The 12,442-nt window shown below is 67.7% G+C and carries 12 protein-coding genes; 8 read left to right on the top strand and 4 right to left on the bottom strand.

The window, feature by feature from the left end; all coding sequences use genetic code 11:
* Positions 1-15: 15 nt before the first annotated feature.
* The 3 genes from WS61_RS09645 to WS61_RS09635 are packed head-to-tail and all read left to right on the top strand — an operon-like array spanning position 16 to position 2,763.
* A complete protein-coding gene (locus tag WS61_RS09645; protein ID WP_059500257.1) occupies positions 16-942 on the top strand; it encodes an SDR family oxidoreductase in 927 nt (308 codons plus the stop codon).
* Positions 939-1,844 carry a metal-dependent hydrolase gene (locus WS61_RS09640; protein ID WP_059500256.1) on the top strand — a complete coding sequence of 302 codons (906 nt, stop codon included), beginning with the start codon at positions 939-941 and terminating at the stop codon, positions 1,842-1,844. Before WS61_RS09645 ends, WS61_RS09640 begins: the two co-directional genes overlap by 4 nt.
* A 4-nt stretch (positions 1,845-1,848) precedes the next feature.
* Complete coding sequence (locus tag WS61_RS09635) at positions 1,849-2,763, top strand: alpha/beta fold hydrolase (RefSeq protein WP_059500255.1); 915 nt, start codon at positions 1,849-1,851, stop codon at positions 2,761-2,763.
* Here the strand turns inward: WS61_RS09635 and WS61_RS09630 are convergent.
* Positions 2,715-3,278 carry a putative glycolipid-binding domain-containing protein gene (locus tag WS61_RS09630; protein WP_059500254.1) on the bottom strand — a complete coding sequence of 188 codons (564 nt, stop codon included), beginning with the start codon at positions 3,276-3,278 and terminating at the stop codon, positions 2,715-2,717. The genes WS61_RS09635 and WS61_RS09630 overlap by 49 nt on opposite strands.
* Positions 3,279-3,401: 123 nt before the next feature.
* Between WS61_RS09630 and WS61_RS09625 the strand changes: the two genes are divergently transcribed.
* From WS61_RS09625 to WS61_RS09605, 5 genes are all read left to right on the top strand, one after another.
* A complete protein-coding gene (locus tag WS61_RS09625) occupies positions 3,402-4,292 on the top strand; it encodes an urea transporter (RefSeq protein WP_059500253.1) in 891 nt (296 codons plus the stop codon).
* Positions 4,270-5,043 carry a class II aldolase/adducin family protein gene (locus tag WS61_RS09620; RefSeq protein ID WP_059500252.1) on the top strand — a complete coding sequence of 258 codons (774 nt, stop codon included), beginning with the start codon at positions 4,270-4,272 and terminating at the stop codon, positions 5,041-5,043. Before WS61_RS09625 ends, WS61_RS09620 begins: the two co-directional genes overlap by 23 nt.
* A 65-nt stretch (positions 5,044-5,108) precedes the next feature.
* Positions 5,109-5,297, top strand: coding sequence for a 4-oxalocrotonate tautomerase (locus WS61_RS09615; protein WP_059500251.1), 189 nt, complete (start codon positions 5,109-5,111; stop codon positions 5,295-5,297).
* 431 nt (positions 5,298-5,728) lie between these two features.
* Positions 5,729-5,950, top strand: coding sequence for a hypothetical protein (locus WS61_RS09610; protein WP_059500250.1), 222 nt, complete (start codon positions 5,729-5,731; stop codon positions 5,948-5,950).
* A 150-nt stretch (positions 5,951-6,100) separates the two neighbouring features.
* Entirely contained in the window at positions 6,101-10,942 is a 4,842-nt protein-coding gene (locus tag WS61_RS09605) for an NAD-glutamate dehydrogenase (RefSeq protein ID WP_059500249.1), read from the top strand.
* Positions 10,943-10,967: 25 nt separating this feature from the next.
* Here the strand turns inward: WS61_RS09605 and WS61_RS09600 are convergent, their stop codons facing one another.
* From WS61_RS09600 to WS61_RS09590, 3 genes are read right to left on the bottom strand one after another with little or no spacing between them, the layout of a single operon-like run.
* The gene (locus tag WS61_RS09600; protein ID WP_059500362.1) at positions 10,968-11,828 is read right to left on the bottom strand and encodes a class I SAM-dependent methyltransferase; all 861 of its coding nucleotides are present in this window, start codon (positions 11,826-11,828) and stop codon (positions 10,968-10,970) included.
* A 10-nt stretch (positions 11,829-11,838) separates the two neighbouring features.
* A complete protein-coding gene (locus WS61_RS09595) occupies positions 11,839-12,189 on the bottom strand; it encodes a glyoxalase/bleomycin resistance/extradiol dioxygenase family protein (RefSeq protein ID WP_059500248.1) in 351 nt (116 codons plus the stop codon).
* A gap of 1 nt (position 12,190) precedes the next feature.
* Positions 12,191-12,367 (bottom strand): ribbon-helix-helix domain-containing protein, encoded by a 177-nt coding sequence (locus WS61_RS09590; protein ID WP_059500247.1) that lies wholly within the window; start codon positions 12,365-12,367, stop codon positions 12,191-12,193.
* Between the last annotated feature and the right edge of the window lie 75 nt (positions 12,368-12,442).

The following is a 12,442-nucleotide window of genomic DNA, read 5'->3' as shown; positions in this document are numbered from 1 at the left end:
CAAGGAGCCATCGACATGAAAGATTTTGCCAACAAGGTCGCCGCGATCACGGGCGCCGGCTCGGGCATGGGTCGCGCGCTCGCGATCCAGCTCGCGCAGGCCGGCTGCCACGTGTCGCTCGCCGACAAGAACGGCGTCGGCCTCGCCGAGACCGAACGGATCGTCCGCGCGATCGCACCGAACGTGCGCGTGTCGACACGCGTACTCGACGTCGGCGATCGCGACGCGATGTTCGCGTGGGCCGACGACACCGCGAAGGAGCACGGCAAGGTCAACCTGATCTTCAACAATGCGGGCGTCGCGCTGTCGAGCACGATCGAAGGCATGGAATACGGCGATCTCGAGTGGATCGTGAACATCAACTTCTGGGGCGTCGTGCACGGCACGAAGGCGTTCCTGCCGCACCTGAAGGCATCGGGCGACGGCCACGTGATCAACACGTCGAGCATCTTCGGGATCTTCGCGCAGCCGGGCATGAGCGGCTACAACGCGACCAAGTTCGCGGTGCGCGGCTTCACCGAATCGCTGCGCCAGGAGCTCGACATGATGAAGTGCGGCGTGTCGGCCACCTGCGTGCATCCGGGCGGCATCCGCACGAACATCGCGCAGTCGAGCCGCGTCGCGAAGAACATGGTCGGCTTCATCGTCGAGAGCGAACAGCAAGGCAAGGACAGCTTCGAGAAGTTCTTCATCACGACCGCCGACGAAGCTGCGCGCACGATCCTCGCCGGCGTGCGCAAGAACAAGCGCCGCGTGCTGATCGGCCGCGACGCGAAGGGCGCCGACTGGATGGCACGCATCCTGCCGGCCGCCTACCAGGCGCTCGTCGTGCTCGCGACGCGCCGCGAGGCCGCGAAGGCCCGGCGCCATGCCGCGCGCGGCACGCCGGCGCCGGTGCACGCCACCTACAACAATGCAGGCAACCAGGGAGAACAATCATGACGACACCGAACATGATGCCCGTGCGGCGCGACATCCGTTTCGCGCTGCCGCCCGAACGCGCGAAGGACTGGCATGTGCAGGGCGTGCCGGTCACGCACTTCATGAACGCACTGTCGCTGCTGTTCCCGGCCGGCGAACGCTTCTTCATGGATTCGGTGCGCCACTACCGCGACCGGATCGAGGATCCCGAGCTGAAAAAGCAGGTGCTCGGCTTCATCGGCCAGGAAGCGATGCACACGCGCGAGCACATCGAGTACAACGACCTGCTGCAGGCGTCCGGCCTGCCCGCGCACAAGCTCGACAAGCGCCTGTGGACGATCCTCGGCTGGTTCAAGAAGGTGCTGCCGCACTCGATGCAACTGGCGATCACGATCGCGCTCGAGCACTACACGGCGATCCTCGCGAACCAGTTGCTGTCGGGCCACGAGCACCGGATCGACGGCTCGGTCGAAGGCTACCGGCAGATGTGGATGTGGCACGCGATGGAGGAAACCGAGCACAAGGCGGTGTCCTACGACGTGTGGCGCACCGTGATGAAGCCGGGCCTCGGCAGCTACCTGCTGCGCACCGGCACGATGCTGACGACGACCGTGTTCTTCTGGGCCATCGTGTTCGACTTCCACGTGCGGCTGATGCGCGCCCACCGTCGCGAACACGGCAAGTTCGGCGGCATGTGGCGCCTCGTGAAGTATCTGTACAGCCCGAAGAACGGCGTGTTCCCGAGCATCGCGCGCGAATGGCTCGACTACTTCCGCCCGGGCTTCCACCCGTGGGATCACGATAACCATCAGTACTTGCAGGAGCTCGACGCGCTGCTCGAGAACATCGACGCGACCAACGCGCGCTATGCGGCGCAAGCCGCCCCGCGCCGCGTGCCGCTGCATTCGGTGGCGCAGGCATGACGCCATGGCGCGCGCTCCCGAGATGCTGACCGTCCAGTCGGGCGACGTGAAACTCGCCGTCTACGCAAGCGGCTCGCGTCGCGCGCCGCCGCTGATCCTCGTGCACGGCTATCCCGACTCGGCGGCCGTGTGGGCGCCGATCCGCGCGCGGCTCGCGAAACGCTACCGCGTGATCGCATACGACGTGCGCGGCGCCGGTGCATCGGATGCGCCGCGCCGCCGTGCCGACTACACGCTCGAACGGCTCGCCGGCGACCTGAAGGCGGTGGCCGATGCGACCTGCGGCGGCCGGCCGTTCCACCTGGTCGGCCACGACTGGGGCTCGATCCAGTGCTGGGAAGCCGTGACCGATCCGGCGTTCCGCGGCCGCATCGCGTCGTACACGTCGATCTCCGGCCCGTGCCTCGATCACGTGTTCCGCGCGAAGATGCGCGTCAAGCAGAGCCTGAAGTCGTGGTACATCGCGTTCTTCCACCTGCCGCTCGTGCCGTCGCTGGTGTGGCGGCTCGGCGGTGCCGCGCTGTGGCCGCGCTGGCTCCAGCTCACCGAACGCGTGCGCGCCGAGCGCGATCCCGCGCAACTGAAGAACGCGCTGAACGGGATGCAGATGTACCGCGCGAATTTCCTCGCACGAGCCCGCAGGCCGCGCGAACGGTACGCGCAGGCGCCGGTGCAGATCCTGGTTCCAGTGCGCGACCGCTACGTGACGCCCGAAATGTCGGTCGACCTCGATCGCTGGCTCGGCGACCACGTGCGCGAGGAAATCGACGGCACGCACTGGATCGTGCTGCGTCACCCGGACATGATCGCGTCGCGGATCGACCGCTTCGCATCCGCGCAGGAGCGGCCGGCGGCGACGCACGCCGCGGTTCAGCGTGCCGTCGGCGGCGCCGGCAGGCGTCTGAACAGCGTCTCGTAATCGACGACGAGCCCGTCGTCGTCGATGTCCATTTCCGCGGTGAAATTCCGGAAGATCCCTTCGTAGCGATAGCGACGGCCCGGTTCGATGCACGCATAAGCCTGCTTGACCGGCTTGACGGTCAGGTCCGGCGTCGAGATGTAGGCGACGTCGATCGGCCGTCGCTCGCCGCGCGCGAGCCCAAGACGGCCGATCGGCAGCGAATTCGTGAACGGCGTCGCCGCGATGTCGATGTCGATGCAACCCTCCAGTTCCGGCAGTGCACGGCATGAACCGTCGCGCCAATGCCCGGCCCCGTCGCCGCGCAATTCGAGCGTGCCGCCGCCCATTACCTTGAGCACTGCGTAAGTCACGCGCCATTGCGCATCGCACTCGACGCGATACGCAAGCCCATACGCGCGACCGTACCGCTGGCCGACCACCGCGCTTTCGACGACGAGCGCGCCGCCGCTCCGGTCGAACGTCAGATGTTCGACCCCGTCGCCTTCGAGCGACGCCCACCGCACTTCACGCATCGTTCCGCCTCCCGGTTTCCCATTGCAGGGCATCGTCGCACAAATCCCGACTATCCAGAATTCCCTATTCCGGTGCATGGGATTGTGTCCTATGCTCGCGGCTCATCCTGTTCCGCCGTCATCATGCCTACCGCCCGCCCTGCCTCGCCGCCGATCGACCTGCGCATTCTGCTGCGCGGCATCGGGCAGGTCGTGCTGCAGGCGAACGCGCTCACCGGCACGCTGCTGCTCGCCGCGCTCGCGCTGACCGACCTGCGGCTCGCGTGCGCGGCGCTGGTCGGCACCGCCGCCGCCAGCATGACGGCCGTGCTGACGGGCGCCGAGCGCCGCGACGTCGAACAGGGGCTGCACGGCTTCAACGGCGCGCTGGCCGCGCTGATCGCCGTGCTGTTCGCGCCCCATCAACTCGCCGCCGTCGCGCTGGCGCCGCTGGTGGCGATCGGCGCGGCGCTCGTGCAACGCACGATGCGGGGATCGCTCGCCCGCTGGCGCCAGTGCCCGTATTCGAGCCCGTGCCTGGCCGTCACCGCGCTGTGGTTCCCGTTTATCGCACTGCAACAGGCGGACGGCGTAACCGCCGGCCCGCTGCTGACGCCGGCTTGCGCCACCGACGCGCTGCTGTCCGGGATCGCCCAGACCACCTTCGCGCAGGGCGCATGGGCCGGCGCGCTGGTCGTCGCCGGCCTCGCCGTCGCGTCCCGCCGCGCCGCCGCGTTCGCGCTTGGCGGCGCGGCCGTCTCGACCGTGCTGCTGGTCGCACTCGGCGCAAGCGGCGCGTCGTTCGCCGGCGGCCTGCTCGGCTTCAACGGCGCGCTCGCCGCCCTTGCGCTGATGTCGCGCGGGCCGCGTGCGGCGTTCGCGGCCGCCGCACTCGCCGCGCTGATTCAATGGCTCGCGATGCGCGCGGGCATCCCGGTGTTCACGGCCCCGTTCGCGCTCGCGTCGTGGGCAACCGTAGCAGTCGCGCGCCGCCTCACCCTCGGAGAACCCGATGTCGTTCGCACACCGTCCTGATGCCGTGAAGCCCGGCGGCCCGATCTCGGACGCCGAGCGCCGATTGCGCGTCGACCTCGCCGCCGCATACCGGCTCGTCGCACTGAACGGCTGGGACGACCTGATCTACACGCATCTGTCCGCGACCGTGCCCGGCGAGCCCGGCCACTTCCTGATCAACCCGTTCGGCCTCACGTTCGACGAGGTTCGCGCATCGAACCTCGTGAAGATCGATCTGGCCGGCCAGCGGATCGGCGACGGCGAGCACGCCGTCAACGTGACCGGCTTCGCGCTGCATGCGGCCGTGCACGCCGCGCGCGCCGACGCCGTCTGCGTGATGCACCTGCACAATACGGCCGGCATCGCCGTGTCGATCCAGCGCGACGGGCTGCTGCCGGCGTCGCAGCACGCGTTACGCTTTCATGGCGATCTCGCGTACCACGACTACGAAGCGCTCGCGTTCTCGCCGGCCGAAGGCATGCGGCTGACCGCGAGTCTCGGCGCGAAATCCGCGATGCTGCTGCGCAACCACGGCACGCTGACGGTCGGCCGCACCGTCGCCGAAGCCTATGTGCTGATGGATACGCTGATCAAGGCGTGCGACATCCAGGTGCGCGCGCAGGCCGGCGGCGGGCCGCTCGTGCTGCCGGAGCCGGCCGTCGCCGAGCGCACCGCCGAACAACTGCGCGACGGCGGCGCGATCGAAGGCGAACTGGAATGGCCGGCGCTGCTGCGCCGGCTCGACCGGATCGATCCGTCGTATCGCGACTGACGCCGCCTCCACACCCGACCGAATCGTTCGTCGTCAATCGTTCAATCCCAACCGGAGCATCTGTCATGCCGACTTTCAATATCCAGCTCTTCGAAGGCCGCACCGTCGAGCAAAAGCGCGCATTCGTCGAAGCAATCACGCGCGTCACGTGCGAAACGCTCGGCTGCACGCCGGGCTCGGTCGATATCATCCTGACCGACGTGAAGAAGGAGAACTGGGCGACGGCCGGGAAGCTGTGGAGTGACGAGCGCTGAAAGCGCGTCGCACCAAAACGGCGCGCTTCCGAAACACGGGAGCGCGTCGTCATCGTCCGATCGCGACGCGGTTCCGATCCGACCGCCCCCTCAGTCGACATCCCGCAGCGTCTTCAAATATCCGATCGCATCAGCTATCTCGAAATATCGCCGTTGACAACGATTCTCGCTACCACTAACTTTCGGGAACATCGCGGCGTCCAGCGAGCATTCCGATCCAACTGCGAAGTGAATCAAAGGCTTTTCTCAGATTTTTGTGAAAATACCTTCGCATAACGAATCATTGCTTCTGCCTTGGCACGCGAAGCAGCGTTGTTGTTTTCGTCGGCAACCCGACCATCGGCAACGCACTTGGGCCCCTACCGCAGCCCCGAATGCGGAGAGAAATATGCGAGCAAATACTCGCCAATGACCGTACCGACAGGCAATACATGATCTCGGACCAACACGTCGCACGTGCGCTGAACGATCTGATCCTGCAAATGGGCGCCGATCTGGACCGCTCCTTGCTAACAGTGAAAGCGTCGTGTCCCGACGCCGAGTTCGTGATCTATCGCAAATTCGTTTCGTCGCTGTTGACCACGATGCTGGTCGACTTCATGAGTCCGCTCCATGCACGGCACCCCGACCTGAAGCCTCCCGAACTCTCGTGATCCCGGCCCACGCCGCCCGTCACGGGCGGTGCGGGCGGCTTTCGCGGCGCGGGCCCTCGCCCATTGTGCGCCCGCACATCGCTTTGTCACGCAATCGGCGCATAATGCCGGACAGACGCAGCAGCCAATGGCCACCCGACGGAGACCGCCATGGAAGCGAAGAACGAGGAAGTCGTCGCACACCTGCTCTCCGACGTCGTCGAATTCGCGCGCGCTCGGCTGCCCGAAGCCACGTTCCGGATCGTCGAACCCTTCCTGCGTCACTACTACGATTTCGTCGACGCCGACGATCTGCAGAACCGCAGCATCGCCGACCTGTACGGCGCCGCGATGGCGCACTGGCAAACCGCCCAGAAATTCGTGCCCGGCAGCGAACGCCTGCGCGTGTACAACCCGATCCTCGAACAGCACGGCTGGCATTCCGACCACACGGTGATCGAGATCGTCAACGACGACATGCCGTTCCTGGTCGACTCGGTGACGATGGCCGTCAACCGTCTCGGGCTCGCGCTGCACTCGGCGCTGCACCCGGTGTTCCGCATCTGGCGCGGTGCCGGCGGCGGCATCGAGCGGGTCGACGCGGGCGGCGCGACGTCCGCCGACGGCCAGTCGCAACTCGCGTCGTTCATCCATTTCGAAGTCGACCGCTGCGGCGACGCCGCGTTGCTCGACACGCTGCGCGAGGACATCGCGCGCGTGCTCGGCGACGTGCGCGCGTCGGTCGAGGACTGGCCGAAGATCGTCGACATCGCCCGCGCGACGATCAAGGAGATGAAGGCGCGCGAATCGACCGCGGAGGACATCGAGGCGCGCGCGTTCCTCGAATGGATGGCCGCCGATCACTTCACGTTCCTCGGTCAGCGCGACTACGCGCTCGTATCGGACGGCACGGGCTTCGGCCTGCGCGGCATCGAGGGCTCGGGCTTCGGCATCCTGCGCGAATCGCTGCGCACGTCCGATGCGCCCGACGTGACGCCGCTGCCGCAGGCCGCCGCCGACATCATCACCGGCGCATGGCCGATCTTCCTGACCAAGGCGAATTCGCGCGCGACCGTGCACCGCCCCGGCTATCTCGACTACGTCGGCGTGAAGCTCGTCGGCGCCGACGGCAAGGTCACCGGCGAGCGCCGCTTCATCGGGCTCTACACGTCGACCGCGTACATGGTGTCGAGCGCCGAGATCCCGATCGTGCGCCGCAAATGCGCGAACATCGTGCGGCGCGCGGGCTTCTTGCCGAAGGGGCATCTCGGCAAGTCGCTGGTGACGGTGCTCGAAACCTATCCGCGCGACGAACTGTTCCAGGCCGACGAAGACCAGCTCTACGACATCGCGCTCGGCATCCTGCGCCTGCAGGAACACCAGCGCACGCGCCTGTTCGTGCGCCGCGACCGCTTCGACCGCTTCGTGTCGTGCCTCGTGTTCGTGCCGCGCGACAAGTACAACACCGACCTGCGCCGCCGCATCGCGAAGCTGCTCGTCGATGCGTACAACGGCGTGAACGTCGAATTCACGCCGCTGCTGTCGGAATCGGCGATCGCACGGATTCATTTCGTCGTGCATGCCGAACCGGGCACGATGCCCGACGTCGACACGCGCGAACTCGAAACGCGGCTCGTGCAGGTCACGCGCCGCTGGCAGGACGACCTCGCCGACGCGCTGCTCGACGCATTCGGCGAAGAGCAAGGCAACCGTCTGCTGCAGCGCTACGCGGAATCGTTCCCGGCCGGCTATCGCGACGACTATCCGGCGCGTACGGCCGTGCGCGACATCGAGCTGATCGAGCGCGTGAAGGATTCGGGCCAGCTCGCGATGAACCTGTACCGGCCGATCGAGGCCGAGCCGCGCGCGTTCCGCTTCAAGGTCTATCGCGCGGGCGACCCGATCGCGCTGTCGCGCAGCCTGCCGATGCTCGAACACCTCGGCGTGCGCGTCGACGAGGAGCGGCCGTACCGGATCCAGACGCAGGACGGCACGCATGCGTGGGTACACGATTTCGGGCTGGAGCTCGCCGACGATACCGAATTCGACATCGAGCGCGTGAAAGGCCTGTTCGAGGATGCATTCGACCGGATCTGGAGCGGCCGGATCGAGAACGACGACTTCAACCGCCTCGTGCTGCGCGCACACCTGAGCGCACGGGAAGTGACGATCCTGCGCGCATATGCGAAATACCTGCGGCAGGTAGGCTCGACCTTCAGCGATGCCTATATCGAACGCGCGCTGACCGGCAATCCGGCGATCGCGCGGCAACTCGTCGAGCTGTTCCTGCTGCGCTTCGACCCGCACATCGGCAACACGCGCGACGTGCAGGCCGAACGGCTGCTGAAGGCGATCGAAGGCGCGCTCGACCAGGTGCCGAATCTCGACGAAGACCGCATCCTGCGCCAGTTCCTCGGCGTGATCAACGCGACCGAGCGCACGAACTACTTCCTCGCCGACGCGAACGGCGAATCGAAGCCGTACCTGTCGTTCAAGTTCGATCCGGCGAAGGTGCCCGGGCTGCCCGAACCGAAGCCGATGTTCGAGATCTGGGTGTATTCGCCGCGTGTCGAGGGCGTGCACCTGCGCGGCGGCCGCGTCGCGCGCGGCGGCCTGCGCTGGTCGGATCGCCGCGAGGATTTCCGCACCGAGGTGCTCGGGCTGATGAAGGCGCAGATGGTGAAGAACGTCGTGATCGTGCCGGTCGGCTCGAAAGGCGGCTTCGTCGTGAAGAACCCGCCGCCGCCGAGCGATCGCGAAGCATGGATGCGCGAAGGCATCGCGTGCTACCAGACGTTCCTGCGCGGGCTGCTCGACCTGACCGACAACCTCGCCGGCAACGCGATCGTGCCGCCGCCCGACGTCGTGCGTCACGACCCCGACGATCCGTACCTGGTCGTCGCCGCCGACAAGGGCACGGCCACCTTCTCCGACTATGCGAACGCGATCTCGCACGAATACGGCTTCTGGCTCGACGACGCGTTCGCATCCGGCGGCTCGGTCGGCTACGACCACAAGAAGATGGCGATCACCGCGCGCGGCGCGTGGGAATCGGTGAAGCGGCACTTCCGCGAGATGGGCGTCGACACGCAGACCACCGACTTCACCGTGGTCGGCATCGGCGACATGTCGGGCGACGTGTTCGGCAACGGGATGCTGCTGTCGCCGCATATCCGGCTCGTCGCCGCGTTCGATCACCGGCACGTGTTCCTCGACCCGAACCCCGACCCGGCGACGAGCTTCGCGGAGCGCCAGCGCATGTTCGCGCTCGAACGCTCGAGCTGGGCCGACTACGACACGGCCGCGATTTCGCCGGGCGGCGGCGTGTATCCGCGCACCGCGAAGACGATCCCGCTGTCGCCGGCCGTGCAGGCCGTGCTCGGCATCGACGCGCACGCACTGCCGCCGACCGAGCTGATCCGCGCGATCCTCCAGGCGCCGGTCGACCTGCTGTACAACGGCGGCATCGGCACCTACGTGAAGGCGACGCGCGAAACTCATGCGCAGGTCGGCGACCGCGCGAACGACGCGGTGCGCGTGAACGGCGCGGACCTGCGCTGCAAGGTCGTCGGCGAAGGCGGCAATCTCGGCTGCACGCAGTTCGGCCGCATCGAGTTCGCGCAGCGCGGCGGCCGCATCAACACCGATGCGATCGACAACTCGGCCGGCGTCGATTGTTCGGATCACGAAGTCAACATCAAGATCCTGCTCGGACTCGTCGTCTCCGACGGCGAGATGACCGAGAAGCAGCGCAACGCGCTGCTCGCCGAGATGACCGACGAAGTCGGGCTGCTCGTGCTGCGCGACAACTACTACCAGACGCAGGCGCTGTCGATCGCGGGCCGCCATGCGGTCGAACTGCTCGACGCCGAGGCGCGCCTGATGCGCTGGCTCGAACGCGCGGGCCGCCTGAACCGCGTGATCGAATTCCTGCCGACCGACGACGAAGTCGCCGAGCGGCAGGCCGCGAAGCTCGGCCTCACGTCGCCGGAGCGCGCGGTACTGCTCGCGTACAGCAAGATGTGGCTCTACGACGCGCTGCTCGAATCCGACGTGCCCGAGGATCCGCTGGTGGCCGCGATGCTCGTCGACTACTTCCCGAAGCCGCTGCAACAGCGCTTCAGCGAGCCGATGCGCCGCCATCCGCTGCGCCGTGAAATTCTCGCGACGCACCTGACCAACGCGCTCGTGAACCGCGTCGGCTGCGCATTCGTGCACCGGCTGATGGAGGAGACCGACGCGAAGCCCGGCGACATCGTACGCGCGTGCATCATGGCGCGCGACGTGTTCGACCTCGATGCGGTATGGCGCGACATCGACGCGCTCGACAACCGCGTCGCCGACGACGTGCAGGCGCGCATGTTCGTCGACGTCGCGCGGCTGCTGGAGCGCGCGGCGCTGTGGTTCCTGCGGCATCTGCAGTCGGGTGCGGTGGCCGACGGCGGCGTCGCCGGATTGATCGCGCGCTGCCGCGACGCGGTGCAGCGCATCGCGCCGCAACTGCCGTCGCTGCTGCCGGCCGACGATCTCGATGCGCTGTCCGAGCGGCAACGCGTGCTGGTCGACGCCGGCGTCGACGCCGCGCTCGCCGGGCGCGTCGCGAGCGGCGACATCTCGGCCGCGCTGCTCGACATCGCCGAAGTGGCGGCGACCTGCCATCGCAGCCTCGAACTGGTCGCGGGCGTCTACTTCTCGCTCGGCACGCTGCTCAACTACGGGTGGATCGGCGAACGCGCGGCCACGCTGCCGACGCCGACGCACTGGGACATGCTGGCGCGCGCGGCCGCGCTCGCGGAAGTCGCGCGGCTCAAGCGCACGCTTGCCACCAGCGCGCTGGCGGAATCGCCCGATTCGACCACGCCGGACACGATCGTCGGCGCGTGGCGCGCGCGCCGCGAGACCGCGCTCGCGCGCTACGAGCACCTGCTCGCCGATCTGCGCGCGTCGGGCGGCGCGAGCCTCGCGGTGCTGCTCGTGGTCGTGCGGGAGATGGCCGTGCTCGAACGGGCGTGAAGCTCACACGCGCGGCACGCCGCGGTCACACCGTCGCGACGAGCAGTTCCTCCGCGCGATTCGGCGGGCGCAACCCGTCGGTACGATCGGCGAAATAGCGGCGCGTGAGGTCCGCCGCCGACACGTGCTCGGCCCGCGTGAAGCCGGCTTGCGTCGCGAGCGCGCAAATCTGCGCCGGCGTGAAGAAACTGATGAACGGCGTGCCGCTCTCGCGCGCGCCCTTGGCGGCCATTTCGAGGCCCGGGCGCACGTCGGGATCGGCATGCTCGAGCGGCAGCAGGAAGGTCATCGCGAACGTCGAGCCCGGCGCGAGCGACGCCACATCGCGCAACGCCGCCACGTTCGCTTCGTGCGTCAGGTACATGCTCACGCCGGTGGACACCACGACTGCCGGTTTGTCCGCATCGAAGCCCGCCCGCACGAGCGCGTCGTGCCACGATTGCTTCGCTTCGAAATCGACCGGCACGAAGCGCAGCCAGTCCGGCACGCCGAAGCCGAGTTCGATCAGGCGGCGGCGTTTCCACGCCTGAGGCGCGGGCGGATCGACCTCGAAGACGGTCAGTTGCGACGCCATCTCGGGCCGGCGCTGCACGAAACTGTCGAGGCCCGCGCCCAGGATCACGTACTGGTTCACGCCCCGCGCGGCCTCGTCGACGACGAGATCCTCGATGAAGCGCGCCCGCGCGACGATCGACGCGCGAAACGGCCGCGTGAAGCGCTGATCCATGTCGCCACGCCGCTGCCAGCCGGGCGGCGGCGCGAGCAGACGCAGGCCGACTTCATCGGCGAGCACGTGCGGCGGCTCATCGAGTTCGACGTGAAGCGCGCGCCACAGCGCGACGCGCTCGGCGGTGCTGTCGGGCCCATCCTGATGGCGGTCGGTCATCGTCATCACCTCATGCACCGGACTTGCCCGGCGCCTGCAGGCGCCACACGCGCCCGTCCGGATCGCGCACGGTCATGTCGCGCGTGCCCCAGTGCGTATCCTCGAACGGCGTGACCACGTCGACGATCGGTTGCGGCCGCACGGCCTGCTCGTCGGGCACCTTCAGCACGACCTGCATGTCGGGCTTCTCGCTCGCCGGCACCTCGGCGATGAACAGGAACGGGCCGTCGCCGCACCTGAGCTGGCCCGAGTGATGATCGGTTTCGAATTCCAGCGTGAAGCCCAGCGACTGGAAAAACTTCGCCGACTTGCCCCAGTTGTGCGTCGTCAGGTACACGGCTTCGATTCGCTCGGATGACATGTCACTCCTCCTTGTCGGATGGGCCGGCCCCCGGTTGCGGAGCGGCCAGATACGCGCGCAATGCGTCGGCCACCAGCGCGGACAGCGATTGCTCCGTCTCGATGGCGCGATGCTTGACCTGCCGGATCAGGCTCAGCGGCAGGTACACGTTGAATTGCTTCACTTCTTCGTCGGTCATGGTTACTAGTATGCTAGCAAACTAGCAAAAGTCAACCGAAGACGATGGCGGGACGGTCACGGCCCGCGTGCGAGC

The organism is Burkholderia sp. ABCPW 11 (assembly GCF_001523445.1).
Lineage (GTDB): Bacteria > Pseudomonadota > Gammaproteobacteria > Burkholderiales > Burkholderiaceae > Burkholderia.
This window is presented reverse-complemented; position numbering and strand designations above follow the sequence as displayed.

Bases quoted from the DNA above. Each gene is read 5' to 3' on its own strand.
- WS61_RS09645 (WP_059500257.1), top strand. From the start codon at position 16: ATGAAAGATTTTGCCAACAAGGTCGCCGCGATCACGGGCGCCGGCTCG.
- WS61_RS09640 (WP_059500256.1), top strand. From the start codon at position 939: ATGACGACACCGAACATGATGCCCGTGCGGCGCGACATCCGTTTCGCG.
- WS61_RS09635 (WP_059500255.1), top strand. From the start codon at position 1,849: ATGGCGCGCGCTCCCGAGATGCTGACCGTCCAGTCGGGCGACGTGAAA.
- WS61_RS09630 (WP_059500254.1), bottom strand. From the start codon at position 3,278: ATGCGTGAAGTGCGGTGGGCGTCGCTCGAAGGCGACGGGGTCGAACAT.
- WS61_RS09625 (WP_059500253.1), top strand. From the start codon at position 3,402: ATGCCTACCGCCCGCCCTGCCTCGCCGCCGATCGACCTGCGCATTCTG.
- WS61_RS09620 (WP_059500252.1), top strand. From the start codon at position 4,270: ATGTCGTTCGCACACCGTCCTGATGCCGTGAAGCCCGGCGGCCCGATC.
- WS61_RS09615 (WP_059500251.1), top strand. From the start codon at position 5,109: ATGCCGACTTTCAATATCCAGCTCTTCGAAGGCCGCACCGTCGAGCAA.
- WS61_RS09610 (WP_059500250.1), top strand. From the start codon at position 5,729: ATGATCTCGGACCAACACGTCGCACGTGCGCTGAACGATCTGATCCTG.
- WS61_RS09605 (WP_059500249.1), top strand. From the start codon at position 6,101: ATGGAAGCGAAGAACGAGGAAGTCGTCGCACACCTGCTCTCCGACGTC.
- WS61_RS09600 (WP_059500362.1), bottom strand. From the start codon at position 11,828: ATGACCGACCGCCATCAGGATGGGCCCGACAGCACCGCCGAGCGCGTC.
- WS61_RS09595 (WP_059500248.1), bottom strand. From the start codon at position 12,189: ATGTCATCCGAGCGAATCGAAGCCGTGTACCTGACGACGCACAACTGG.
- WS61_RS09590 (WP_059500247.1), bottom strand. From the start codon at position 12,367: ATGACCGACGAAGAAGTGAAGCAATTCAACGTGTACCTGCCGCTGAGC.